Source organism: Acinetobacter sp., from assembly GCF_036666595.1.
Lineage (GTDB): Bacteria > Pseudomonadota > Gammaproteobacteria > Pseudomonadales > Moraxellaceae > Acinetobacter.
The window spans coordinates 135,386-161,627 of the sequence record NZ_JAVWVO010000005.1; the positions used below are offsets into that span (position 1 = coordinate 135,386).

General features: G+C 42.4%; 29 protein-coding genes and 1 pseudogene. 12 read left to right on the forward strand and 18 right to left on the reverse strand.

Annotated features, from left to right (window positions below; genetic code table 11):
• Positions 1-81: 81 nt before the first annotated feature.
• Together RR876_RS08725 and RR876_RS08730 are read left to right on the forward strand one after the other, a co-directional pair.
• A complete protein-coding gene (locus RR876_RS08725) occupies positions 82-465 on the forward strand; it encodes a hypothetical protein (protein ID WP_332477216.1) in 384 nt (127 codons plus the stop codon).
• 3 nt (positions 466-468) lie between these two features.
• Positions 469-837, forward strand: a complete 369-nt coding sequence (locus RR876_RS08730) for a hypothetical protein (protein ID WP_183174977.1) — start codon at positions 469-471, stop codon at positions 835-837.
• A 39-nt stretch (positions 838-876) separates the two neighbouring features.
• Here the strand turns inward: RR876_RS08730 and RR876_RS08735 are convergent, their stop codons facing one another.
• Entirely contained in the window at positions 877-1,386 is a 510-nt protein-coding gene (locus RR876_RS08735; protein WP_332481860.1) for a CHAP domain-containing protein, read from the reverse strand.
• A gap of 498 nt (positions 1,387-1,884) precedes the next feature.
• On the opposite strand from RR876_RS08735, the gene thyA reads away from it, so the two are divergent.
• The 5 genes from thyA (at position 1,885) to msrA (ending at position 5,631) form a co-directional block, all read left to right on the forward strand.
• A complete protein-coding gene (thyA, locus tag RR876_RS08740; RefSeq protein ID WP_332477214.1) occupies positions 1,885-2,727 on the forward strand; it encodes a thymidylate synthase in 843 nt (280 codons plus the stop codon).
• Positions 2,728-2,843: 116 nt separating this feature from the next.
• Positions 2,844-3,356: a dihydrofolate reductase gene (locus RR876_RS08745; RefSeq protein ID WP_332477213.1), complete on the forward strand. Its 513-nt coding sequence runs from the start codon at positions 2,844-2,846 to the stop codon at positions 3,354-3,356.
• Positions 3,357-3,382: 26 nt separating this feature from the next.
• Positions 3,383-4,435, forward strand: a complete 1,053-nt coding sequence (locus tag RR876_RS08750) for a DUF4105 domain-containing protein (RefSeq protein WP_332477212.1) — start codon at positions 3,383-3,385, stop codon at positions 4,433-4,435.
• Between the two features lie 95 nt (positions 4,436-4,530).
• Entirely contained in the window at positions 4,531-4,989 is a 459-nt protein-coding gene (locus RR876_RS08755) for an META domain-containing protein (RefSeq protein WP_125273943.1), read from the forward strand.
• 114 nt (positions 4,990-5,103) lie between these two features.
• The gene (gene msrA, locus RR876_RS08760; RefSeq protein ID WP_332477211.1) at positions 5,104-5,631 is read left to right on the forward strand and encodes a peptide-methionine (S)-S-oxide reductase MsrA; all 528 of its coding nucleotides are present in this window, start codon (positions 5,104-5,106) and stop codon (positions 5,629-5,631) included.
• Between the two features lie 58 nt (positions 5,632-5,689).
• On the opposite strand, the gene RR876_RS08765 is transcribed toward msrA, so the two are convergent.
• The 5 genes from RR876_RS08765 to RR876_RS08785 form a co-directional block, all read right to left on the reverse strand.
• On the reverse strand, positions 5,690-6,094 hold the full coding sequence (locus tag RR876_RS08765; protein WP_058868889.1) for a biopolymer transporter ExbD: 405 nt from the start codon (positions 6,092-6,094) through the stop codon (positions 5,690-5,692).
• The gene (locus RR876_RS08770; RefSeq protein ID WP_332477210.1) at positions 6,094-6,717 is read right to left on the reverse strand and encodes a MotA/TolQ/ExbB proton channel family protein; all 624 of its coding nucleotides are present in this window, start codon (positions 6,715-6,717) and stop codon (positions 6,094-6,096) included. Before RR876_RS08770 ends, RR876_RS08765 begins: the two co-directional genes overlap by 1 nt.
• 19 nt (positions 6,718-6,736) lie before the next feature.
• Entirely contained in the window at positions 6,737-7,504 is a 768-nt protein-coding gene (locus RR876_RS08775) for a TonB family protein (RefSeq protein WP_332477209.1), read from the reverse strand.
• A 215-nt stretch (positions 7,505-7,719) separates the two neighbouring features.
• Complete coding sequence (gene purU / locus RR876_RS08780) at positions 7,720-8,586, reverse strand: formyltetrahydrofolate deformylase (RefSeq protein WP_004692478.1); 867 nt, start codon at positions 8,584-8,586, stop codon at positions 7,720-7,722.
• 71 nt (positions 8,587-8,657) lie between these two features.
• Complete coding sequence (locus RR876_RS08785) at positions 8,658-9,359, reverse strand: TetR/AcrR family transcriptional regulator (RefSeq protein ID WP_005400842.1); 702 nt, start codon at positions 9,357-9,359, stop codon at positions 8,658-8,660.
• A gap of 116 nt (positions 9,360-9,475) precedes the next feature.
• On the opposite strand from RR876_RS08785, the gene RR876_RS08790 reads away from it, so the two are divergent.
• From RR876_RS08790 to RR876_RS08805, 4 genes are all read left to right on the forward strand, one after another.
• Positions 9,476-10,924 (forward strand): coniferyl aldehyde dehydrogenase, encoded by a 1,449-nt coding sequence (locus RR876_RS08790; RefSeq protein ID WP_332477208.1) that lies wholly within the window; start codon positions 9,476-9,478, stop codon positions 10,922-10,924.
• A gap of 159 nt (positions 10,925-11,083) precedes the next feature.
• Positions 11,084-11,320 carry a 50S ribosomal protein L28 gene (rpmB, locus tag RR876_RS08795; RefSeq protein ID WP_000048256.1) on the forward strand — a complete coding sequence of 79 codons (237 nt, stop codon included), beginning with the start codon at positions 11,084-11,086 and terminating at the stop codon, positions 11,318-11,320.
• 12 nt (positions 11,321-11,332) lie between these two features.
• Positions 11,333-11,488 carry a 50S ribosomal protein L33 gene (gene rpmG / locus RR876_RS08800; protein ID WP_003654787.1) on the forward strand — a complete coding sequence of 52 codons (156 nt, stop codon included), beginning with the start codon at positions 11,333-11,335 and terminating at the stop codon, positions 11,486-11,488.
• A 144-nt stretch (positions 11,489-11,632) separates the two neighbouring features.
• Positions 11,633-13,348 (forward strand): cation:proton antiporter, encoded by a 1,716-nt coding sequence (locus RR876_RS08805; protein ID WP_004978997.1) that lies wholly within the window; start codon positions 11,633-11,635, stop codon positions 13,346-13,348.
• A 57-nt stretch (positions 13,349-13,405) separates the two neighbouring features.
• Here RR876_RS08805 and RR876_RS08810 read toward each other — a convergent pair whose 3' ends face one another.
• The 5 genes from RR876_RS08810 to RR876_RS08830 all read right to left on the reverse strand — a co-directional run bounded on the left by RR876_RS08810 (position 13,406) and on the right by RR876_RS08830 (position 18,162).
• Complete coding sequence (locus tag RR876_RS08810; RefSeq protein ID WP_004692486.1) at positions 13,406-13,684, reverse strand: hypothetical protein; 279 nt, start codon at positions 13,682-13,684, stop codon at positions 13,406-13,408.
• A 105-nt stretch (positions 13,685-13,789) separates the two neighbouring features.
• Positions 13,790-14,293 carry a DUF6586 family protein gene (locus RR876_RS08815; RefSeq protein ID WP_234965254.1) on the reverse strand — a complete coding sequence of 168 codons (504 nt, stop codon included), beginning with the start codon at positions 14,291-14,293 and terminating at the stop codon, positions 13,790-13,792.
• 211 nt (positions 14,294-14,504) lie between these two features.
• Positions 14,505-14,765 carry an RNA-binding protein gene (locus RR876_RS08820; protein ID WP_004692489.1) on the reverse strand — a complete coding sequence of 87 codons (261 nt, stop codon included), beginning with the start codon at positions 14,763-14,765 and terminating at the stop codon, positions 14,505-14,507.
• Positions 14,766-14,863: 98 nt separating this feature from the next.
• The gene (locus tag RR876_RS08825) at positions 14,864-16,852 is read right to left on the reverse strand and encodes an ATP-dependent helicase (protein WP_332477207.1); all 1,989 of its coding nucleotides are present in this window, start codon (positions 16,850-16,852) and stop codon (positions 14,864-14,866) included.
• A gap of 149 nt (positions 16,853-17,001) precedes the next feature.
• Complete coding sequence (locus RR876_RS08830; protein ID WP_332477206.1) at positions 17,002-18,162, reverse strand: glycerate kinase; 1,161 nt, start codon at positions 18,160-18,162, stop codon at positions 17,002-17,004.
• A 302-nt stretch (positions 18,163-18,464) separates the two neighbouring features.
• Here RR876_RS08830 and RR876_RS08835 point away from each other — a divergent pair, with 302 nt between their 5' ends.
• Positions 18,465-18,914 carry a carboxymuconolactone decarboxylase family protein gene (locus tag RR876_RS08835; protein ID WP_332477205.1) on the forward strand — a complete coding sequence of 150 codons (450 nt, stop codon included), beginning with the start codon at positions 18,465-18,467 and terminating at the stop codon, positions 18,912-18,914.
• 81 nt (positions 18,915-18,995) lie between these two features.
• Here RR876_RS08835 and RR876_RS08840 read toward each other — a convergent pair whose 3' ends face one another.
• The 7 genes and pseudogenes from RR876_RS08840 to RR876_RS08870 form a co-directional block, all read right to left on the reverse strand.
• A complete protein-coding gene (locus RR876_RS08840; RefSeq protein WP_004692502.1) occupies positions 18,996-19,565 on the reverse strand; it encodes an HdeD family acid-resistance protein in 570 nt (189 codons plus the stop codon).
• A gap of 119 nt (positions 19,566-19,684) precedes the next feature.
• Positions 19,685-20,443 carry a hypothetical protein gene (locus tag RR876_RS08845; RefSeq protein WP_332477204.1) on the reverse strand — a complete coding sequence of 253 codons (759 nt, stop codon included), beginning with the start codon at positions 20,441-20,443 and terminating at the stop codon, positions 19,685-19,687.
• Positions 20,444-20,733: 290 nt separating this feature from the next.
• A pseudogene (locus RR876_RS08850) lies at positions 20,734-21,516 on the reverse strand (NYN domain-containing protein); the annotation flags it as partial.
• 96 nt (positions 21,517-21,612) lie between these two features.
• Positions 21,613-24,255, reverse strand: coding sequence for a type I DNA topoisomerase (gene topA, locus RR876_RS08855; protein ID WP_078389556.1), 2,643 nt, complete (start codon positions 24,253-24,255; stop codon positions 21,613-21,615).
• Between the two features lie 36 nt (positions 24,256-24,291).
• Entirely contained in the window at positions 24,292-24,741 is a 450-nt protein-coding gene (locus tag RR876_RS08860) for an ammonium transporter (RefSeq protein ID WP_004692510.1), read from the reverse strand.
• A gap of 70 nt (positions 24,742-24,811) precedes the next feature.
• A complete protein-coding gene (locus RR876_RS08865) occupies positions 24,812-25,801 on the reverse strand; it encodes a hypothetical protein (protein WP_332477203.1) in 990 nt (329 codons plus the stop codon).
• A 180-nt stretch (positions 25,802-25,981) separates the two neighbouring features.
• Positions 25,982-26,227, reverse strand: coding sequence for a SlyX family protein (locus tag RR876_RS08870; protein ID WP_004692513.1), 246 nt, complete (start codon positions 26,225-26,227; stop codon positions 25,982-25,984).
• Positions 26,228-26,242: the final 15 nt, after the last annotated feature.

A 26,242-nucleotide genomic window follows, 5' to 3' on the forward strand; every position in this document is an offset into this window, starting at 1 on the left:
ATTGGGGGCATCATTGCCCCCTTTTTTAGGGCCAAATTATGCTAAAGTGACATATGTTTGGTTTTTAAATACATCACTCCCATGCTCGAATTTTGGTTTAATCCCTCAATTTCTATTCTTAAAAAATTACTTATTTTTATCGCAATTGCTGTTGTAACAGGTGTGTTGTATTGGATGGACCCCCTGAGCCTCAATGCCATTTTAATGTTCTTGGGTACTGGGATTGTTTTTCTGATTTGTCGTTACTGCAAAATTCATTTTGCAGCCAAAAATCCTACAGGCTTTCTGTATCGTCTACTGACTTGGATTCCAATTGCCCTACTCTTGGCGCTGATTTTTATGAATATTAAAGATGGCGAGCTGCTGATTCCAGGCGCGCAAGGGATTGGTTTTATGGCACTTGGGATTTGCCTATTTTCCCCCCTATCTCTTTTACATAGCAATACTCAGTCTGAGTCCCAATAAACCATGTTGAACTTTTGGTATTCTGAACGCTGTAGCCGTCAAATTAAACTCATCGTTTGTATTGCCACTTGCGTGATGATTTTTATGGCAGCACAAGTTCAACAGCTTGGCGCAATTTTTATTGGTTTGAGTCTAATGATTGGCATTGCAACGCATCTGCTACGCGGTGTGCAATTGAAGATTGCTCAGGACAATCCGTATCGGGAAGGCTTTTCGCGTTTGGTTATTTTTCTGCCCCTAATTGCCCTGATTTGTTTGCTGGGCTATCTACCCGCTCAAGATAAAATTGCGCTTGCGCTCCAGTGTATCGGCTTTAGTGGAATTGGTTTATTTTTAGTATCGATTCACGCACAGCGTGAAAAAAGAGTTTAATCGGGATGCGGAGTTGCTCTACATCCCATCAACATCTGCTTAATCCATTCGATAATAACTGTAGTTCACATTTTGATTACGGTAAACCGCATAACCACTTTGTTTAAAATCAGAAACCCAGCCATTGCCTGAATAAGCGGCAATATGTCCATAACGGTTTTTTGCAGTACGGTCTATAATATAAATATCGCCTTTTTTAGGCTGATCAAAAGATAAATTGATTTTACGATAACCAATAGTGGTTAAGGTCTTACCCCAATCCGCCGCGGCCACAGGATGGTTCTTGAAGCGTGCACCCGCGGACTCTAAGCCAATGCGAATACTTTTAGCACATTTTTGGGTGCTGGTTTGACGGGTAATATTTCTTAAGAAACCTGTAAATTTTTCAAGATCCACACGCTGATGGTTGCTAATGGCCCTTTCTCGTGCCTGCTTCGAGCTTAAAATATCCGAAGCGGTGACATTTCGTGCTGACTGAGAACGTATTATGATATTGGTTTGCGCAGGCGCATAGACGTCATTCATATTTACGTTTTGATCATAAGGCATACTAAAACCAACTCTCCTCCCAATCTTTCGGGGCGTGCAACTTTTCGAGTCCGAAATACTAACCGCTCAGCATTGAACTTTCATGTCGTAAATGTAATATTTTTTTTCAAAATGCAACATAACCTTTCTAAAGTTTTCTTTTCTCTGTACTTTTTGAAACCTAAATTAACTAAAAAAATTTCATCCTTACCCAAGTGCTTTTCAGCCTCAAGCCCAAATGTTTCACAATCTTCTAACGAAGTCCTTAAATATGGAATGGATTGCCCATCTAAACGGCTGCTTATTTAGATCCCATACAACTAAATTATTCCAGTTTAAATCCTGTGCAAAACCACTTTCCAAGCACTGAAAATACATAAAAATAGTCCCGACAGCAGAAAATTGAAGCATAAAAAGACAGTAGGCAATGCGGCTAAACCCTATGCTGCCAAAGTTCCATCCTTGCTAAAAAACAGCTAGAATGCGCATAAGCAATCACCCCCAACATATGAGAGAAATATGCGTCAATATTTGGCCCTTTTACAACACATCCTCGACAACGGTGGCGACAAAGGCGACCGTACTGGTACAGGAACGCGGTCTGTCTTTGGTCATCAAATGCGCTTTGATCTTTCTCAAGGCTTCCCTTTATTAACCACTAAAAAAGTGCACTTTCGTTCAATCGTGATTGAACTATTGTGGTTCTTAAAAGGCGATACCAATGTACAATATTTACAGGACAATAAAGTCAGTATTTGGGACGAATGGTCAACCGCAGAACAAACTGCGCGTTTTGGTCGTCCAGAAGGTGAACTGGGGCCTGTGTATGGCCATCAATGGCGTAACTTCGGCGCAACTAAAAAAGCCGACGGTTTGTATGAAAAAGATGGTTTTGACCAAATTGCTTGGTTAGTCAATGAAATTAAAACCAATCCAAACTCACGCCGTCTGATTGTATCGGGTTGGAATCCACAAGAAGCTGGGCAAGTCGCCCTTCCTCCGTGCCACACCCTCTTCCAGTTCTTTGTTCATAACGGCAAACTGTCTTGTCAGCTCTATCAACGCAGTGCCGATGTTTTTCTAGGTGTGCCTTTTAATATTGCCAGTTATGCGCTACTCACCCATATGATCGCACAAGTCTGCGGTTTAGGTGTGGGTGACTTTGTCTGGACGGGTGGCGATACGCATTTATATGCCAACCATTTTGAACAAGCGAAGCTTCAGTTAAGCCGTGAACCTTTAGGACTGTGCCAACTGAAACTCAATCCTGCGGTTAAAGATATTTTCGACTTTAAATTTGAAGATATCGAAATCGTGGGTTATGAATCACATCCAGGGATTAAAGCACCTGTTGCTGTTTAAAGTAGATCAAGTCCAATTCAATCTCGCATTGAATCAGCGGGATTAAGGTTTACCCATAGATACTCTTCCTCTCCTTGAGGAAGAATAAGAAATATGACCCAACATTTGAGCGCGTTATGGCCTTTCAAAACTTAGAAGTTGTACATGTAGTGGCAATGGATCAGCAACACTGTATTGGTAAAGGCAATGACCTACCTTGGCATATTTCAGCCGATCTAAAACACTTCAAAGCCATCACCCAAGGTGGTGTAGTCATCATGGGGCGTAAAACGCTGGAATCGATGGGCCGTACTTTACCCAAGCGCGTCAATTGGGTCATTACTCGCGACACCTCTTGGACTTTTGAAGGTACAAAAGTGGCTTACAGCATTGAAGAAGCTTTAGCGCAAGCTGTTGCCGATGTTCAAGCTTCAGAAAAGCCTGACAGCATTTTTATCATTGGTGGCGGTGAAATCTTTAAACAGACCATTGACATTGCGGACCGTTTAGAACTCACGCATGTTGAACTCGATGTGCAAGGTGATGCGCATTACCCTGCCATTCCAGCTGCATTCAAAAAAGTGGCGTCAGAACAACATATTGATGACAAAACTGGAATTGCTTTTGAGTTCGCAACCTATCAAAAATAAAGCATATTCTTTTTGCTAAAAGCACGATGCACAACATGATCAAAATAGAATTTTGGCGGACGCTGGGCTTTGGATTACTCCACACCCTGTTTAGTATTTTTGTCTTGTTGAGTTCAATTTGGCTGTGTTTTGCATTGTGGATTCAAGAGCCTTTGGGCTGGTTGGTCAGCCGTATTTTTATTGGGATCTGGATTGCTTTTGCGCTCAGCATTTTGGGCATCTATATCACCCAAAGTTTTTTTGGTCGTCGCCTCGATATCATCCTTTATCTCCTTGGCTTTTTACTGGCTTTGTATTGGTATTTTAGTTTAGATGCTCGCCAAGACCGCGACTGGCAACCTGAAGTAGCAAAAATCTTGCATTATGAAAAACAAGGCGACCATGTCACCCTTCATAATGTCCGTAATTTCACATGGCACCCAGACGGCTCCTATACTGAACATTGGGATACCCGCTCTTTCGATCTGAATCAAATCACTGGGGTCAATATCATTACCTCATACTGGATGGGGCCACAAATCGCGCATACTTTGGTCAGTTTTGATTTTACCAATACCGCACCGCTGACCTTTTCCATTGAAATTCGCAAAGAGAAAAATGAAGAATTTTCAGCGATTGGTGGTTTTTTTAGAAAATATGAGCTGAGTTTAGTGGCCTCAGATGAGCATGATATTGTGTATACCCGCAGCAATATTCGTCATGAACAAGTCTATTTCTTTCCTGTTCGCCTCGGACAGGCTGAAAGTAAAGCACTGTTTGTAGAGTATTTACATAAGGCAGACGAGCTGGCCAAACATCCTAAGTGGTATAACACCCTCACCAGTAATTGCACCACCTTGGTGTTTGATATGGTTCAAGCCGTTTCACATGACGCTTTACCAACCGACTATCGTATTTTAGCTTCAGGTTATTTACCGAACTATCTGTATGACTTAGGCGCGATTAGTCCACAGTGGGATATGAAAACATGGTATCAAAAAGCCTATATCAACCCACGTGTAAGCAAAGAAACAGCTTTAACCAGTCGTGAGTATTCACAGCGTATTCGTCAGGGCTTACCCGTTGACCAAACACGCTAAAGTCTGCAACGAAAAGCTGCAAGTTAAAACTGGCAATCAACGACAAAATTTGCTTTGATAGTTCAGACGATACATCACAATAAGAGTCTGATCCCATGTTAAAAAAACTGATTGCAAGCAGTCTTTTAGCGAGTAGCTTAATCATGACTGGCTGCCAAACTACACCACCTCCATCCGACACCATTGAAATGGCCAACATTCAACAACTCCAGCAACGGACTTGGATTTTGACGCAAATGGGCAATACCGAAATTAAAACAGCACCCAATGAACGTAATATTCCAAGCCTTCAGTTTTCAGCTGATAACCGCATCAGTGGTGCAGATGGCTGTAACCGCATTATGGGCAGCTATACCGTTGGACGCGATACGCTTACCTTGAGCCAGCTCGCAACCACCCGAATGGCCTGTATCAATAACAGTGCTGTCCCGCAACAGTTCCAAGAGGCGCTGGCAAAAGTGACGCATTACCAAGTGTTTGGTAAAACTCTGAAACTACTCGATCGACATGGTAACTTGCTGCTACAGTTTGGCTCTGCCATTCAACCACGTTAAATTGTTTCTATAAAAAGCCTGTTATAACAGGCTTTTTTAATCTGTAACAGACAACATTGTACTGAACCAATCTGCCCTTATATAAACAGATATAAACACAATTAGGATTTTAAAATGCAACAAGCACTCTTTGGTGGTGGATGTTTTTGGTGTGTAGAAGCTGTTTATTTAGAGCTTCAGGGCATACATAAAGTAACCAGTGGTTATGCAGGTGGAGATACCGACAACCCAACGTATGAAGATATTTGCCGTGGTGATACCAATCACGCCGAAGTTATTTTAATTGATTTTGATGAAACTCAAATCAGCTATGCTCAGCTGCTCGATGTGTTTTTTGCCACTCATGATCCTACAACACTCAACCGTCAAGGCAATGATGTCGGAACACAGTATCGTTCAGTCATTTACTATTTTAATGATGCGCAGCGTACAGATGCAGAGCAAGCGATTAACGACTTAAAGGCAGAAGGTCTCGATATTGTGACCGAACTCAGTCCTGTACCAACGTTCTATTCGGCTGAAGACTATCACCAAAACTTTTACGCTCGCAACCCATCTCAAGGCTATTGCAACTTTGCCATTCCGCCAAAACTGATGAAGCTGCGCTCTAAGTTTCAGGCTTTATTGAAAGACAGCAAATAACTCAATAATTAACCATAAAAAAAAGCGACTTCAAAAGTCGCTTTTTTTTAACATCAACTTAGTTATCGCTGACGAAAGCAATATCCGCCAGTCCAGCTTCACTCGCACGAGACATGACTTGTGCGACCATATCGTAACGAGATTCTTTATCTGCACGAAGTTGAACCGTTGGCTTGGTTTCCAACTCACCCGCTTCATTAAAACGCGTTTGTAGTTCTTCCAAGCTAATCACTTGATTATCCCAAGCCACTTCGCCATTTGCATTAATGCTCACCGTAATGGCTTTAGGTGGAGGATCTACAATATCAGCCGTCGTTTTTGGTAAAGTTAATGGAATTGATGGGTTGGCAACGGTCGCTGTCACCAAGAAGATGATCATCAAAACCAGCATAATATCGATCAGCGGAATGAGGTTCATCTCATTCATGCCAGCATCGTTATCGTCACCCAATTGAAAAGCCATTAAGCTTGACCTCCAACTAAACCTTGTTGAGTCGCTTTACTTTCTACTGCCGCAGGTGCTGAGTCTTGTTGCAACATGGTATCAATTAACAAGCCGTGTGCTTGGTCTTGAAGCTCATGTGCCAAAGTACGGTTTACACGTGCACAGATGTTATACGCTAACACCGCAGGAATCGCGACAGCCAAACCTAAACCCGTCATGATCAATGCTTCACCCACAGGAGTTGCAACTTGCGCTAAGCCTGCTTGACCACTTTTGCCAACAGCAACAAGGGCATGGAAAATTCCCCATACTGTACCGAACAAACCAACGAACGGTGCAAGCGATGCAATCGTGCCTAGAACTGAAACACCTTTCTCAGCATTCGCTTTTTCAGCAGAAATTTGACGAAGGAGTGCTTGTTCTGCAACTGCTTTACGTTGTTCAAAGTTCAATACAGCAAACTTTGATTTTAACTTAGCTAAAGCTTGCGAAAGTTGAGCATAAGCTTGTTGTTTCAATTGACGTGTACCCATGATACGTAAAATAAAGATGGTCCACGTTGCAATCGACATTGCCAACAAGATGAAATACAGTGTTTTACTGACTGCATCAGCATGTTGCCAATAAACTGAAAAGTTCATACTCGAACTCCTGATAAAGTTAGCGTTTTGTATTCAATTCTAAATCAAATGGTTGCTCAGCCCGAATTGGATAAGCCACACCATTTTCTTTATAAGGTTTAAATTTAGCGCCTTTGACAGCTCTTAAAATCTTTTCATCTAAAGCAGGTACACCACTTGAGCGCGTAATACGGGCATTCACAATCGACCCTTTTTCATTCGCCTCAATTAGCACCACGACTCGACGGTTTTCACCTTGTAAATCTTGATTACTATAAACTGGTTTTGGAGAGCGACTCCATTGCACACCTGAACCACCAATCGACACCGACCTCGGTGAAGTATCGACAGGCTCAGCTTGAGTAACAGGTTTCGCTTGCTCTGGTTGCACGACAGGCTTTTCGACTTTTTTCTCTGTAATCGTCGTGGTGACTGTCGGTTTTACTGGGGTTTCGGTTGGTTTAACAACAGGTTTAACCACTTCTGCTTTTTTAACTTGTTGAACCTTTTCTACCTTTTTCGGTGGAGTCGGTTGTGGTTTTTCCACAATCTTCACTTCCTTCGGCTTAGTCGGTTCCTTTTTCGGTTCTTCTTTCGGCTTAGGCGGTAGCGGTTTTGGTGGTTCTTGAATTTTAACGAAGCGAACCTTCAAGGGTTCTTTTTCAATCGGTTTGAGTTCAGGAGCTTTCATGTGGTTCACTGCCCACAATACGCCCATATGGCCCACGACAACCGCGATCAAAGCAGCAAGAACTTTCTTTTTCATCGGGTTGGGAGTCTGCATAGGAGAAATAACTGTTGAACTCATTAAAATCGGTGACCTAATTTAAGCGGAGTGTCCACTGGGTTGGTTTCCACTATAACGCTTATCGGTTAGTACAATAAAGTAGCGCAATGATAAATGAGAAGTGTTTTCATTTGCAACTATTAATTTGTCACTTTTTATGGTTTTTTCTAATCATACCCAAACAAAAAAGGCATACTTAATGTATGCCTTTTTCAATCTTGCTTGCAACCAATTTTTTATTGGAAAACGACTGTTTTGTTACCATCAACAATAATACGGTCTTCTAAGTGCCACTTCACTGCACGTGCCAAGACGTTACGTTCAACATCCTGACCCAATTCACGTAATTGATCAACCGTAAAGTCATGGTTCACACGCTCTACATCCTGCTCAATGATCGGACCTTGATCCAGATCCGCAGTGACATAGTGCGCGGTTGCGCCAATAAGTTTTACACCTTTTTCATGCGCTTGCTTGTATGGGTTTGCGCCAACAAAAGCCGGTAGGAATGAATGGTGAATGTTGATCACTTTCATTTCCCACTTTTCGACAAATGCTTCATCTAGAATTTGCATATAACGCGCAAGTACCAATAAGTCATTACCTTGCATTAATTCATCAATTTCAGCATAAGCTTCGCGTTTGTTGTCCTTCGTTACAGGGACAACTTCAAACGGAATGCCAAAGTTCTCAACCGCTTCGCGTAAAGTTTCATGGTTAGAAATCACTTTGGTGATTTCGCACGGCAAACCACCACGCGCATGACGCCATAACAGCTCAAGTAAGGCATGGTCTACTTTAGACACCAAAATCCCGACTTTTTTCACGTCGCTGACCAGCGCCAAACGCCATTGCATTTCATAACGCTCTGCTACATTTGCAGCAAAAGTTTGAGTGATGCTTTCTTTACGAGACTGTAAATTGTCTAGTTCAAACTCAACACGCATAAAGTAACGTCCGCCCTGAGCTTCAGTCGCGTATTGATCAAGCGCAGTAATATTCGCGCCTTGATGATACAAAAAGCTCGATACAGCTTGCACGATCCCTGGCTTATCTTCACAAGTAATCAGTAAACGTGCCGTGTTAGCAGTTGTCATATTCATGTCAGTTTAAATCAGTAAAATGAAAATCAAGCCGAGTATTCTAGCGCTTTTTACTCAGCTGTCAAAACACCTTATGGCTTATCATCCGATTTAAATGACGCCAAGCTCGAAAACAGTTCAGACGGCCCCATCGTATCCAACAAGCGCTCATACGTCTCACGACTTTCACCACGCAAATAGGCCCCTTCTAAGAACACCATTTGACGGAGTGCCTGCCAGACCCACTTTTCTTCTAATGTATTGGAATCAGTGATATGACCCGACATATAAAGGAAGTTGGTCCAGTTGGTCAGTACAATCCATAAATTGATAATCAGGGCTTCAATTTCAGATGACGTCATTTGCATCAGACCTGCATCAACAAAGGCCTGATAGATCTTTTGCCCTTGCTGCATCACCTGCCCTGCAAAACGTGGATACATCTTGCGGAAGTCTTCATTGTTTTCAACCAAATGATAGACATCACGGTGTAAAAAGCGATAAGCCCATAACTGGCTGCTCAGCACCTGAAAATAACGAATTTTATCATTGGCATCTAACAGACGGTCATCCGGCAAAGCCAGCATCTGTAGCGTTTCGCCTTGATACTGTTCCATGAGCTCTTTGATAATTTCACTTTTATTGCGAAAGTGATAATACAAATTGCCCGGACTCATATTCAATTCAGCGGCAATATGATTGGTTGTAACAGAACGTTCTCCACGCTCGTTAAAAAGCTGCAAACTGAGTTGCAAAATACGTTCTTTGGTTTTCAACGTTTTAGTTTGAGACATCCTAAAATAACCATTCATTCAGTGCATTAGAAGACTAACACATAAAGTAACTTGACTAATTAGAGCAATTACTCTAAAAATTAAACATAAATTGAAATTTGAAATGGTAGTGCGGCATGAACAGTCAAACAAAAACAACTTCATTGACACCACATTCTTATGATATTCAGCACCTACATGATGTGCTTGAACAGCAAAAGCACGCTTATTTACGCTATCCGTTGCCAACCGCAAAAGAGCGTATTGACCGTTTGGCACGACTTAAGCGTATCTTAGTTAAGTATCAAGATCAATTTGCAGAGGCAATTAATCAAGACTACGGCAACCGTTCCACCAGTGAAACCAAAATTGGGGAATTACTTACCTGCCTTGAACACATCAAATATTATAGCAAGCATTTAACCACGTGGATGAAACCCTCGAAACGTCACGTTTCCATCATTCACCAACCGGCTAAAGCATGGGTGCAATATCAACCTTTAGGTGTAATCGGCATTATTACCCCTTGGAACTATCCTTTATTACTCTCGATTGGACCCTTGATTTGTGCTTTGGCAGCGGGTAACCATGCCATGATCAAAATTTCCAGTTCATCGGGCAACTTTGGTCGCATCCTTGAAAAAGCGCTCTCTGAAGCCTTTCCTCAAGAATTAGTTTCCGTGACCAATGGCGGTGGCACGATCTCGGATGCCTTTTGTCGTCTGGCTTTTGACAAACTGATTTTCACAGGTTCAACCAATGTCGGTAAAACCGTCATGGCTGCTGCGGCAGAGAACCTCGTTCCATTGATCCTCGAACTTGGCGGAAAATCACCAGTATTAGTACATCCTTCTATTCATTTACGGGATGTTGCGCAGCGGATTGCTGCAGGGAAACTATGGAATGCGGGTCAAACCTGTGTTGCACCCGACTATATGTTCTTACCTAAAGGTAAAACTGCCGAATTCATTGAGCACTTCCGCGAGTGTGTGGAAGAGATGTATCCCGACATTCTGCATAATCCAGACTACACCTCGATTATTAATGACCGCCAATACAACCGCTTACAAGGTTATCTCGAAAATGCACGTGAACATGGTGCACAGGTGGTTGAAATCAACCCAGCCCATGAAACCTTCTCCGATACACGTAAAGTGCCCCCTACACTGTTAACTGCGGTCACGCCTGACATGCGTATTATGCAAGAGGAAATCTTTGGGCCACTGCTGCCGATCATGGAATATGATCAAATAGACGATGTTATCGAGTTTATTAATAGCCGTCCGCGTCCACTTGCATTATACTACTTCGACTTTGATCAGGCGCGTGCAGATTATGTTGCACAGCGTACTCATTCAGGGCATTTCGGACAAAACACGGTTTTGACCCATGTCGCACAAGACGATTTACCATTTGGTGGCGTTGGTGCATCAGGTATGGGGAAATATCATGGTCCAGAAGGTTTCTTCAGTTTGTCGCATGAACGGTCAGTGATGTCGAATCCCAAGTTATATAGCTTGAAATTCATTCTCCCACCGTTTAACAAACCAATTCACAAGTTGATTTCAAAGACCCTTCTTCGCTAAATGATCAAGGCATGACCTATCGCACGGGTTCATGCCTAGTTTTAATGAAAATCGCTTGTCTTTTAAGCGCATTTTTGGTATAAAACGCCCCTTGAATGATTTCATCCGTTTACTTAATAACTAGCGCACAATCGGTGCTGTCTAGCAATGGAGTTCACCATGTCTAAGGTTTGCCAAGTTACCGGCAAGCGTCCAGTCGTTGGCAACAACGTCTCGCACGCCAATAACAAAACCAAACGCCGGTTCGAGCCGAACCTGCATCACCACCGTTTCTGGTTAGAAAGCGAAAAACGTTTCGTACGTCTTCGTCTAACTACAAAAGGTATGCGTATTATCGACAAATTGGGTATCGAGAAGGTTGTTGCTGACCTACGTGCTCAAGGTCAAAAGATCTAAGGAGTCTGAACCATGCGTGATAAAATTCGCCTAGTTTCTACTGCTGGTACAGGTTATTTCTATACCACAACTAAGAACAAACGTACTATGCCGGAAAAAATGGAAATCAAAAAATTTGATCCAAAAATCCGTCAACACGTAATCTTCAAAGAAGCTAAAATTAAATAATTTTAGTTTTTTGGAAAAAACGACCTTCTTTAGGTCGTTTTTTTTTGCTTTTTTTTCGTTCGACTTGTTAAACTTTTAATCTCTTTTGGCACCTTTTGTGCTTTGCTTCTTTTTCACCCTTAACTTTTGCTTAAGGAGTTTTTAGTGCCTCATGACGTAGATCTCATTATATTACTTGCTGTCGGTTTTGGGCTTGCGCTCATTTTCGGCTATCTTGCCGTACGCTTACGCCTTCCCCCGCTGATTGGTTATCTAATTGCGGGTATCATTATTAGCCCCAATACTCCTGGTATTGTCGCAGACATTCATTTGGCGAACCAATTGGCTGAACTTGGGGTCATGTTCCTCATGTTTGGTGTGGGCATGCATTTTTCCCTCAATGACTTATTACAAGTTCGACGCATTGCGCTGCCTGGTGCTATTTTACAAATTGCTGTCGCGACCCTGCTCGGAATAGGCGTCAGTATGATCTGGGGGTGGAGTTTTGGCTCTGCCTTGGTCTTCGGCTTAAGCCTGTCTTGTGCCAGCACAGTGGTATTACTCAAAGCACTGGGAGACCGAGGTCTACTCAATTCGGTCAACGGTAAAATTGCCGTAGGTTGGCTCTTGGTTGAAGATCTGGTCATGGTCTTGGTGCTGGTACTCTTACCCGCAACAGCAGCGCTACTCGGTGGAGAAGCCCTTGCAGGCGGTGCTGATGACAACATTTGGCTTACCTTAGGCATCACCTTACTCAAAGTAGTAGGCTTCATCGCTTTTATGCTGATCATCGGGAAACGTCTTGTTCCAATGATCATGCAATTTGTTGCTCGACTTGGTTCACGTGAACTGTTTACCTTAACCGTGGTGGCTGCTGCGGTCTCAATCGCCTTTGGCGCGTACAAAATTTTCGGTGTTTCCATGGCACTGGGCGCTTTCTTTGCCGGGATGGTCGTTAAAGAGTCTGACTTTAGCCACCGCGCCGAAGAAGAAACTCTCCCTCTACGTGAAATTTTTGCCATTTTGTTCTTTGTTGCAGTGGGCATGTTATTTGACCCACGCATCTTAGTGGAACAACCTGTGCATGTGCTTGCTGTCGTTGCAATTATTATGGTCGGCAAAACCATTGCCGCTATGGCACTGGTGCTCTTTTTCCGCTACCCCATCAATACAGCCCTCACCGTCGGTGCTTCACTGGCACAGATTGGTGAGTTTTCCTTCATCTTAGCGACACTCGGGGTTTCACTTAAACTCTTGTCCTTAGAAGGGCAAAACCTAATTTTGGCAGGGGCCCTCATCTCCATCACCTTAAACAGTTTTGTGTTCTCCGCAATTGAGCCTGTGCAACGTTGGATTCGTGAGCGCTCGCATCTAGCACGTTTACTGGAACGTAGTGGTGACCCACTGGCAATGCTGCCTGATGAAGTCTCACAAGACTATTTACGTGACCAAGTGGTAATTGTTGGGCATGGTGAAGTGGGGCGTCGCATTACCAAACAATTGATGGCCGAAGACATTAAAGTGGTGATTGCGGAAGAGAACCGTGAAATTGTAGAAAACCTACGTGAAAAAGGTATTGCGGCTGTTTCTGGCATGGCGACAGACCCTGGGGTACTGATTCAAGCCCATATTCAACATGCGCGCCTGTTGGTACTTTCCCCGATGGATATTTTAGATATTCATAAAATCGTGGATATTGCCAAAACTCTCAATCCTGAAATTCAGGTCTTGGTGTGTGCAGAAAGTAAAGAAGAAGCCGAAGTGATTCGTCGCGATCAAATTGGTGAAGTTTATTTTGCAAAAGAGGAAATGGCGAAAAATATGAGCAATCATATTTTAAATCAAATTCAGATTGCACATCATCAAGCACCCACCCACTAAGGAACCAACACTGGATACAAAAAAACGCACTATTCAGTGCGTTTTTTTGTATCCAGCTTAGCTGAAGAACTGTGGTTTTTCATCCACCACTTCCGCTTGCCACTCGCCCACTTGTTTTTCAAGTAAGCCGTATAAAGCCGCTTGCACCATCTGCTGAGCAACGACTGTTGTCTGGTCGCCCAATAATGCTTTGAGCTCTTCATTAAACTGGATCGTGACTAAAGGCGCACTCTCCGAACCTGCGTTACGTAGTGCGAGCTCACCACCTTCAAGTTGAACCAATTCTAAAATGGCTTCTTGATTTCCAAATAATTCTTTCAATTGTTCTATAGACATATTTCCTCCATGTTCAACATGGTGGCAAAGGCAGTTGCACTTTGCTTCGCTTAGACTTATTGATATAAGGACAAATTTTCAAACTTCAAGCGTTGGTCATCGCTTTTAGAATTCAACCATCTCATTCCGAAAGCCATCAATCAACGTCGTTAAGTCTCGATGCCACTCACGTAAAATTTTGGTATCGGGTAACCATGCCTGAGGGGTTTGAGTCACTTTAATGATCAGATTCGATGAAGTTTCTGACTCAGGTTCAGGTGTACTTGGCTCTGGCGCATACTGACACAAGCGATAAGCACGTTTTAACTCGGCAATGAAACCTTCTTTCGACAGTTGTTGCATCACAGTCACTTCAGGTGAGACTTGGCCTTTAGCTGCCATATGCTCTTCTATGGACTTCAATGTTGGGTTTAAGTCATTTAAGCGGTAGTAACGGACCAACTCTTGTAGAAACGCAAGTACAGCACCATGCAAGTGAAACACAGCAGCCTCACGGTAAGCCTGGGCTTGTTGCACATGATCAATTTGTTCTGCTTGTTGACATGAAAGTCGAGCAAAGTAGAGTTTTTGGTTAGTGCGATCTGCATGGTAACGGGCAACACGAGTCATGAAGGATGTTCCTAAAACTTGATTCTTGTAACAGTTTTCAAGAGTAAACCGAAATTGAAACAATGCACAATCAAAAAAATGCATGAACGATGTTAAAGAAATAGATTTCTCTTTCATCACATTTGAGAAAAAAGTTTTATAAAATGTATTTAGACAATGGTTTTACAGAAATTTCATGCTAAAAAAAGGAGCATCAATTGCTCCTTTTTACTTATGCTTCTGGCTTCTCAGGCTTATCTTCCGCCTGTTTGACACGAATACCCGTGCCATGCAAACGTAGCGTATTTAGCCCTTTAATGGCTTTAATGGCTTCACGTGCGTGTGGCATTTCAACAAAAGCAAAACCTTTCGATTTACCTGTTGCTGCATCGAGGATTAAATTACATGATGCAACTGTGCCGTATTGCTTAAATAATTCAAGCAGTTCAGCTTCGGCCACTGTACGCTCTAAATTACGAACTAAAATTTTCATCTTACAACCTTCAAAAATAGGCAAAATCATCAAAAAGCAATCGCCTACGCTACTTTCTGAACATTGCACAACAAATACCACAATGTAATCTGTTTAGTTTAATCGAGATTAATACCAAAATCTAAATTAATCGATTGGCGCTCAATTAAAGCACTCTTTACCGTTTGCTGACGAGGCTTATGATGGCTTTCCATGCTGCACAAATTTCGGGTCAGATCATTCAAAAAGTAGCTTTCAACTTTACGCCCTTGCTCATCAATCACGTCTCGCGCCCATAGACTTAAATTTTGCTTGGTTAAAATCAGCTCATTCTGAGCCCGAGTCAGCGCCACATACAAGACCCGACGTTCTTCTTCGACATCATTAAAATCACCTTGGGCACGTGCATGCGGATATTGCCCCGGGGTGACATTGACGACATAACAAACTTTTTGCTCTGTACCTTTGGCCGAGTGAATGGTAATTAGAGTGACGACATCACTATCGGATTGGCGTTCGATTTCAGAAATCGACACAGGATCAAGCACATATTCCTCTAGGAACTCACTTAACTGGGCATGTTTAGACGCCAATTGTTTGACCAGTTCAAAGTCCCCTTGGCGGCGGTTCCAGTCTTTTTTATAATTTTCCACCAATTGTACTTCAATCGCCTGAATACCCAAACTGACACAAGCCTGTACTTCCTGTTTCAGTACCGTCATTTGCTTCATGATCAACAAGGTTTCAGCTGGAATCCGCCCAAATTTCTCTAATTTATCAAAGATCAAATCAAACTCAGGCTCCAGTAAAAGTTGCTGCGCAAGACGACTTGCCCCCACATCCCCCACCCCATTCCACAGAGTGAGAAAACGCATCCATGCAATATCATCTAGAGGATTGGCAATCACGCGCAGCAAGCTCAGTAAATCTTTCACATGCGCGGTTTCAAGCAGTTTCATGCCCCCAATAAAGCGATAGGGTACATTGGCCGCAATACACGCCGCCTCAATATGCCGTGCTGCAAAGCTGGAACGCACCAAAACCATATGATCCGACCAACGCTGTCCCTGTAAGTAATGGCGCTCTTTAATGTCGATCGCAATCCATTTTGCTTCATCAAACTCATTTGGGAAAATGTGCATGCGAGGCTTCACGCCCTCACCCCGATGAGCATCTAGGCGTTTGTTATATTGAATCTCAGATTGATCGAGCAGCCAATTAGAAAGATCTAAAATTTCTTGGGTTGAACGATAGTTTTGCTCCAATTTAAATACCTGAGCATTCGGCACACGGTCTTTAAAATGGTGAATATTTTCAAAATCTGCCCCACGGAAACCATAAATCGACTGTGCATCATCACCGACACAGAACAAACTCACTTTGTCTTTGAGAGGTTCAAGCAAGGCCCACTGCAAAGGATTGGTGTCCTGCATTTCATCGACCAGCATGTGTTTGCAGAGCGATGCCACATAGTCGGCTAAACCGTCTGACTGGTTGAGTGCTGAGGCCACGATCGCCAGAATATCGTCATAATCTAAAAAACTACGCGCACGTTTTCGTGTCTCGTACTCTTTCATGATTTCCGCAATTTGATCTTTAAAAGCCAAATGCTCAGGATGCTGTTTTTCTAAGGCATCACTCAACTTTTGACGCGTATTTCGTGCAAAAGAATACAGATCACACAGTTCTTGCGGTTTAGGCAGCTGATTGGGATTTTTCTTATCATCTTTCCCACGAATCAGGCGGAACATCATCAGCTGATCATCACGATCAATAATTGAAAACTGCTCTAAACCAAAGGCTTTCGGTACACGGCGCAGCAGATACATACAAAAAGTATGAAAAGTAGAAGCACGCAGCCCTTTTGCCTGCTCACCTAAAGCCAGCTCCACTCGCGCCACAATTTCACCGGCTGAACGACGAGTAAAGGTTAAAATCTGAATTTGGTTGGCAGGAATCCCTTGATCAATTAGGTACGCAGCTCGTGCCACAATGGTTTTCGTCTTGCCACAGCCAGCCCCTGCGAGCACCAGACTGTGTTGCGACTCAGTCGTGGCAGCTTGTTTTTGTTGCGGGTTTAATTCATCAATTAGGCTGGCTAAACTCATAATCACTCATCAATTCGTGGATGCTACTAGTCTAACAAATCTATGACGACAATATGAGGCTCCAGCAATGATTATCCATTTCTGTCTGAAATACACCTTCAGATCTATGGCCCAGACCTTATGCTCGAATCGATTGCTGCCTCAGAAATTTAAAATTCATCTTGCTCAGTATGCTTTAAAAGCAAAAGTTGAGTGATGTCCTCACATCTGTTTTGCAAATGCTGTTCTGCATTTTTCAATGCTGTTGCTAAATCACAGTCGGGTTCATTGATCGAAACAATTTGACTAAACCCTTCATCAAATAATGCCTCAATATCCTCTCCGACACGTCCAGCAAAGGCAATCACTGGTTTATTCAACTGCTTAGCTAACTGAACCACCGCCCACGGCGTTTTGCCAAACTTGGTTTGGAAGTCGATACTGCCTTCACCCGTGAAAACATAATCGGCTTGCTTTATTTTCTCCGCCAGTTGAGTTTGCTCAATCACCCACTTCGCGCCAGACTGAAGCTTAGCGCCCGTAAAGGCCATTAGACCAAATCCTAGCCCACCTGCAGCGCCTGCCCCTGAAACATTACGTATCTGTAGATTAAGCTGTGTTTCCACCACATCGGCAAAATGACTCAAATTTTGATCCAACCGCTCAACCATCTCTGCGCTCGCCCCTTTTTGCGGGCCAAACACATGCGACGCACCCTGTGCTCCACATAGCGGATTGGTGACATCAGAGGCAATCAAAACTTGAACCTTTTGCAAGCGTGGGTCTAAAGCCTGTATATCGATCTGTTCAATATCTTGTAAATGACCACCACCAACGAGCACTTCCCGCCCTTGTGCATCTAAAAACCTTATTCCAAGTGCTTGTGCCATACCACTGCCTGCATCATTGGTGACACTGCCTCCAAGTGCCAAAATAATTTTGGACACACCTGCCTCCAAGGCATGCCGAATCATTTGCCCCGTCCCCAAAGTTGTGGTCAGGAGTGGGTTTCGCTGTGCGGGCTCAAGTAGATGAATGCCATTGGCTTTGGCCATTTCAATAACAGCCGTTTGCCCGCCATCAAATAAGCCCCAATACGTTTTAACTCGTTGTGATGGCAATGGCCCTGTTACCTCACATTCGACTTTTTGGCCAGCTAAAGATGCTAATAAAGCATCGACTGTGCCTTCGCCACCATCTGCCATGGGTACATGTATACATACAGCATCAGGGATTATGTTTTGAATTCCACGCTGCATCGCCGCACAGGCCTGTTCTGCTGTCATACTTTCTTTAAATGAATCAGGCGCTAAAATAAAAGTTGTCATCATCCATAATTTTTTTAGAAAATTTAATTTATTAATAGCACGATTTATAAATTTCCCGCCTGCATTTTTCTCTTTTCATTGTCCTTGGCACAGTTCGTTGTGATTGAAACTGAATACATCTCGATAAAGTCAAAATAACCTCAATGATTTTTTAATTTTAAACATAGAAGAGCTTTACTGTGCTGTCACCAAAACGACCACCATAGTTCATTTGGTTTTAATGCATAAATTAAACAAAGTGCGAATCAATTAGCCGATAAAATCATCATTAAACATTCAACGCTCTTTAAAAAAATAGGTGATGTATGCAACGAATTAACTTGGGAAAAGCCGCACCTGAACTGTATAAAACGGTTTTAGAACTCGAAAACTTATCCATGCAAAAAGTCCAACAAGCAGGTCTTGAGATTGGGTTTTCACACTTGCTGAAACTGAGAGCCTCACAGATTAACCAATGCGCATTCTGTGTGCGTATGCATACACAAGATGCCATGAAAGCAGGCGAATCAATGGAACGGATTGCCCTCATCAGTGCATGGCAAGAAAGTGGATATTTTTCCGAAAAAGAACGTGCCGCGCTGATTTTAATTGAAGAAATTACACTCATTGCCCAGCAACATTTCCCCGACTCGGCGTATCAAAAGGCAACAAAAATATTATCTGATGCAGAAATTGCCGCTATTGAATGGATCGCGATTGTGATTAACACGTGGAATCGTATTGCGATTTCAAGTCAATATGCCGTCAATCCATAAGCATGCCATTCAGCTTTGCAAGTGATATAAACCGCACAAAAAAAGGAGCCTGCATGAGGCTCCCTTTTTTTTAAGAATGCTTTATTCAGATTGGCTTGCTGGTGGAATCTGCTTAATGGCTGCCGCTAGAGTAAGATAATTAATCCCTTGGAATAAAATATCAAAAGCAAGGAATAAGCCCAGCACCCAAAATGGAGCATCTGGTGTGGTTAAAATCATAATGCCCGCCAGCAGGGTTAAAACACCAGAAAAAAGTGTCCAGCCCCAACCTTGGAATGCTCGAAATAAGATTGCATTAAAGATACGAATGACCCCAGCAATAATCAGAAATACCGCTAAAACACTGGTCAAGACAATGGCTGTTTTCACAGGTGTGCTAAATGCATAATAGCCCGCAACCAAATACAACACACCAAACAATGCCCATAACCAGCGGAAGCCACCCTCAAAAATCTTAAAGGCTGCGATGAAGTGTAGAACACCACCTATCATCATCAGCACGCCAAAGATAAACACTACGGATAAGGTGGCAAAAGGCAAAGCGGCCAAAAGGACGAAACCAAACAACACCAATAAAATCCCTAAACCCAAATACCATTTACGATTTTCATGGAGTTGATGGCGAACTAAATCATTACCGACTGTTTTCATCTTCTTCTCAAGTTTGATTTTCGTTCACTTAGTTTTAACATGTTTTGCATCGAACTTGTAGGTTTGAGTTTATCTACAAAATCAATCCATGCTGTGGATAAACTCAGCATTATCCACAGTTATTTTTTCCACCCAATTTCAATCGCAGTGATCTCATTCACCAATGTTTCATCAATCGACTCAGGCATTTTACTCTGTGTTTGTGAGGTTGGAATGTGCCCGGCCATTAATTCAGCTTTGGCTTGAGGGAACAGTGGTTGTTGATTTGGATATGCATAACCCGCCGGATACATCGGCTGCCCTGTGGCTAAGTCGTATTTATCACTGGCACCAAAGGCATGTAAAAGTTCATGTGCAAGAACGACTTTGTTTTGCTCAGTTTGCTTGGTCGATGCAAATAAATTCACCGAACCAATGCGACCTTTTTGCAAAGCTGTCGAGTGTTTCAGCTCTTTAGTCAGTGCAGGATCATAATAGTTCAAATATAAAGTAACGGCTGGTGCACCATCTGAACCTTGATGGTTTTTCCATGCATAATAACGGAACTTTAAGCTCCACAAGACTGTATCTAATAAACTTGCCTGCTCAGGCACTTTCGGCGGTAGCTGTTTGAGTTCACGCCCAAGTTGGAAGTAAATCGCAATCGGTTGCCCGCGATACGTCGCCGACATCTGCTCTAAATAACCCTGTACCCCTTTTAAGTTTGCAGGCGTCAATTGCTGTATATATTGCTGAGTTGTACCTTGTCCATCAGCATTAACTGGATGGAGTAATACAATAATTGGCTTGCTCCAATCTTGATTCTGATCCCGATAAGCATTCACAGCAACCACCAATAAAATCAGCAGCAAGATTAAAATACGAAGTCTTTTCCACATATCCCCAAAATCCAATTTTCTTAATCACTTATCTAAAAATATCAACTGATTTAGTACGCCAATAAAATCTAAAGCAGAACTCTATTAATTTTTACAAACTTATTATTATCTAATTCTTTAAACTCAAGCCAACCAGAGTGTATTGATTCTACAGCTTCTTCATAATTTCTAATATTTAAATCAGAATTTTTCAAATATTTAATAATATCAGACATCTGAACCCAACCATTATCTACTGAGTAATTATTAATTGCCTTTTGCACTAGGCGAATAAATGTACTAAAACTACTTTTCCTTAAATACATTTGGCTTCCATTCATTTTAGTCTCAAAAATACCTAAAGCTTTAACTAAACTAGATAATTTATCAAAACCATAGTTTCTGGTATCAAAATCAGGTTTCACAGCATTAATATAACCACCTACTAACCCTAAATACGCCCAGCCACTATCATCCGAATTATCTTTAACTGCTTTATAAATCAAGTTTAAGGTTGCCCGATCAACTGTTTCTGGAATAATTCTTTCTTTGGGTTGGATTGCTGCTTTTTGATCAGTTGCTTTCAAGGTTTCTGCTATTTTTTTGGCCGTAGATTCAGAAAGGAACTCATCTTCAATATTTTTAAGATCACTATCTGAAATTAAATTTTCTATATAAATGAATTTATCACAAGCTTTCTTAAAAGCTTCTGGAGTTTTCTTTTTCCCGAATCCATAAACACTTAAGCCATTTTCACGAATACGAGATGCTAAAGGGGTAAAATCACTATCGCTAGAAACGATACAAAAACCATCCAAGGCCCCGGCATAAAGTAAGTCCATCGCATCAATAATTAAGATCATATCTGTAGCATCTTTACCTTTTGTATAGGCAAACTGCTGAACTGGCGTGATTGCATGAGGTAAAAGAACCTCACGCCAATTTTTCAAAGTGTCGCTGCTCCAATCACCATACACACGTTTAACACTTGCAATACCATATTTAGCCACTTCTTCAAGTACTGATGGAATGGCACTAATAGATGAATTATCAGCATCAATTAGCACTGCAAATTTTTTTGTTTGTATTTCCACATATACCCCAAATATTATGATTATTTAAAAATTATTTTGACATAAAAAATGCCCACCAAAGTGAGCATTTCTTGATTATTTCTAAGCAATTAAAACTTAAGCTTCAACCCATTTTCCATCATTGAACACCAATGACCATTTGGTTTGCTTACCTTCAGGCGTTTCAGAACCAATATATTGCGCTTGATTCTTACGACTAAATTTCACCAGAGTTGGATTCCCTTCTGGGTCAACATCAGGTGCTTGCAAAATAAACTGATACTTCGGATCAAGCTGATCGGCCACACTACGAAGTTCCGAAACTTTTGGTGCACGTGTTTCACGTACTTTCGGGAACTTACTTGCCGCCAAGAATAAACCTGCTGCCCCATCACGTAATACAAAAAAGTCATCATGCTTGGTTGAACGTAAATGTTCCATCTTAATCGGGTCTACACGCGGAGGGGCAGGTTGACCACTTTTTAAGACTTTACGTGTGTTGTCACAGCTTGAGCAAGCAAAATAAGGTCCAAAACGGCCCGTCTTCAGCTGCATTTCCCCGTCACACTTGTCACATGGAATGGTTGGACCATCATAACCTTTGATTTTGAACTCACCTTCTTCAAGCTCAAAACCAGCACAGTCTGGGTTATTACCACAAACATGTAGCTTACGACCACCATCGATCACATAACTGTCCATCGCAGTTTCACAGATTGGACAGCGTTTTTTCGACATCAAATCTGCTGTTTCTGCTGCGTCATCATCAGAAAGTGCGGCAAGTGATTCAACAGGCGTTAAGTTCAACGTGCCTTTACAACGCTCTTTCGGCGGTAAGTTATAGCCAGAGCACCCTAAGAATACACCTGTGGTTCCCGTACGAATCTGCATTGGGCGGTCACATTCTTTACAGTGAACTGCTTCCACCTCTACTGGTTGATTGCGGCGCATGCCGCCTTCACCTTGCGCATTGGTCAGGCGTTTTTTAAAGTCACCATAGAAACTGTCGAGCAACTCTTTCCAGTTGCGTTCACCATCGGCCACTTTATCGAGCTGACCTTCTAAGTCCGCGGTAAAGTCATAGTTCATGAGGTTATTGAAACTTTCATCTAAACGATCAGTAACAATTTCACCCATTTTTTCAGCAAATAGACGACGGTTTTCCAGTTTGACATAACCACGGTCTTGAATGGTCGAGATAATCGCCGCATAGGTCGATGGTCGACCTATGCCCTTTTTCTCAAGCTCTTTCACCAATGATGCTTCAGTAAAACGTGCAGGTGGCTTGGTAAAGTGTTGCGATGGATCTAATTTTTCAAGCTTCAGGATTTCACCGACTTTGACCGCAGGCAATAATACATCATCATCTGACTTGTTTTGACCACGGACTTTAGTGAAACCGTCAAAGACTAAGGTACGACCTTTGGCTTTAAGTTCAACACCGTTGGCATCCACTAAAATAGTCGATGACAAGTATTCGGCTGGTGTCATTTGACACGCGACGAATTGACGCCAGATCAAATCATACAAACGTTGTGCATCACGTTCCACACCAACCAAGCTATCGCCTTTTAAAGCCACATTCGATGGACGAATCGCTTCGTGGGCTTCTTGTGCACCCGCTTTGTTACCATAGCGGTTCGGCTTAGCAGGCAGATACTTCGCACCAAACTCGGTCTCAATATGATGACGTACCATATTCACCGCATCGTCGCTCAAAAAGGTCGAGTCGGTACGCATATAGGTAATAAAACCCGCTTCATACAAACGCTGCGCCAACATCATGGTTTTCTTCACAGAAAAACCCAGACGTGTACTGGCGGCTTGTTGTAAAGTCGAGGTGATATACGGCGCGCTCGGATTGACCTTGGTCGGTTTATCTTCACGTGCTGAAACTTTGTAATCTGCGTCTTTAATGAGCTTCAATAAAGCATCGGTATCGGCTTTATTGCGTAGCTTTAAGGCTTTACCTGCTTGTTTGACGGCTTCTAAACGAATCTCATCGGTCTGTGACTTAGTGTCTGCAAAAACTTGCCAGTATTCTTCGGGAATAAACGCACGAATTTCACGCTCACGCTCAACCACCAGTTTAACTGCGACAGACTGAACACGACCTGCCGATAAACCACGGGCAATTTTTTCCCAAAGTAATGGCGAAATCATAAAGCCAACAACACGATCTAAAAAGCGGCGTGCTTGTTGCGCATTAACTTTATCGATATCAAGGCGTGCTGGATGCTTGAATGCATCTTGGATGGCATTTTTGGTAATTTCGTTGAACACCACACGTTGATAACGTGAGTCATCCCCACCAATCACTTCTTTTAAATGCCAAGCAATTGCCTCTCCTTCACGGTCCAAGTCCGTTGCGAGATAGACCTCGTCAACTTGCGAAGCAAGCTTTTTCAGTTCAGCAACCACATGCTCTTTGCCTGGAAGCACTTCATAATGTGCTTTCCAGTCATGCTCAGGATCAACCCCCATACGATTGACCAGTGCATTTTGTGCTTTTTCAGCTTTCTGAGCATCGGTCAGTTTGGTTCGTGTTGCTGGCTTCTTTTCTGCGGTCTTACTAGAACCACCTGTAGGTAAATCACGCACGTGACCCACAGACGACTTCACAATGTAATTCGAGCCTAAATATTTATTGATTGTTTTCGCTTTTGCAGGCGACTCCACAATCACTAAAGCACGCTTTTTCCCAGCCTCAGGAGAATCTGCTGTAGTACTTTTGGATGTGGACCGAGGAGCTTTCGCCATATTAACCGTTAATCCTGTTTCAATGGGTCTGTAAAATTAAAGTTCAGCCAAAGACTGTAAATATGCTTTCATGGCATCTAACTGGGTTGCTCTTAAGTCAGAATGCTCATCCCAATAGAGTCCCACGCAGTTTGCTTGCATATCAATAGCATAAATACCCTTTAATTCAATGGGTAAATGTTTAAACTTGTCATCACCTGTAATGAGCTCAAGCTGTTGATCAACAACGCGAGCGCGCATTAAAGGTAGGCGTGCTTCTGGAATCAGGACACTGTAGTACGCCACCATGCTGGCCCGGTTTTCCGAAGCCATTGGTATTTTCGTCCAGTCAGGTGCTGCGACTAAACGCGGGTGTAAACCCATCTTGCGCGCTTTATCACGCATTTCACCTAAAGCTTTCTCTCTTGGACTTACACGAAGTCCAAAAATCGAGCCGAGGATGAATAAGATGATAAATCCGACAACCCAAATTCCAGTATTTTCCATAGCACAACCTTTTTATTCCTTTATTAGAGTTGCATAAGCACAATATAAAACGCAAGTTTGAACGATAAAATTAATTTAAGAACATTTCATGACTATATAGAACTTCGTGTCCATTCCAGTAAATATAGCCTTTATCGAGTAACTCTTTCAGTAACATACGCACATCTGACTTCGGAAACATTTGCTCAAGCAAATCACGGAGCGCATAGATATCTTTGGGTTTATTGGTTTTTAACTCGCGTAGTTTTCGTGCGACCTCAAGCTGTACAGGGTCAATCTGTGCAAAGTTTTTAAACAACTCTTGTTGCGCGGACTGCGTATCTGCAGTTGGTTCAAACTTATCCACGACACTGTCTTTTTGCAGTTGCTGTAGCGCTTGTTGCATGCTTTGCGGCTGTGAAATTGGGTCTTGTTCATCTAAATTTAGTGCCAACCACTGCTTCAACACTTTTTTACGAAAGCGAATCTGCTCATCATAGCGTTTGATGATTTTGAGATTAATCAACATCCCCACTACCCGCTGCGTCTTTTCAGGTACGAGTTGCAAAATATTACTTATTGAGTTTTTTAGACCGTCCAATGTGTTCGGCTTACCTGACATTTTCCCCAAAGCATCACAATATTTTTTGACCATTTTTAAATAAGGCTGATTTTTGATGCTGTCTAAACTGGGAAGATGACGTTGTCTTGGTACAGCTTCAGACTGAATGAGGATCAAATTGCTCTGAATATGCGAAGATTGCATTAAGTCCAAAAGTATTTCTGCTGTATTGACCGCAGAGATAATTTCAACCTGCGTCTCTGGCTCAAGCAAAGCCATTAACTGCCCCACCACCACGGCGTATTCGAACTCTTTTTGCTCAGCTTTGGGCGTGTCTAAAATTACCACTTGACCACTACTGATCCAAGCAGCCAGTTCCGTCAAATCTTGCAATGCATACTCAAATTGACCTTGGCAATGAAACAAATACAAAGTCGGATAATGCTCCACAATCTCGCGCAACAATTTGGCCGTCGGAACATTATTTTCAAGGTCAAGAAGAACAACTTTTTGAGTCATAGGACAGTTTTTATGGGATGCACCAGAAAGCGGGTATTAGAGTAGGAACTACATCAAAGGTCAAATGATTTCGTCAGTCAAATGGGGCTTTGAGTTGGGTAAAATAAAAAAATAGAGAAGACGCAGCAATATCTTCACCCTACATCACAGGATTTTTTTGGACCAAGACAGCAAATGAACTTAATAATGTGGTGGACGATCGGCCATCGGATCAAATGTCGCAATTCCATCGGACAAATCTGAAGATTCAACACGTTGATACAAAATTTGCATTTGTTTTTTTAAATCAGCAATTTCCAGTCCTTGAATCACCAATTGTTCATTGAGTTGTTCAACTAAATCATCTAAAAATGCAATTCGGACTTGCAAATCTTCAATGGGTGCGGACAATGGCGCTTGATTATCAATATTTTGTTGTTTAGACACTTCAAGTCCTCATTT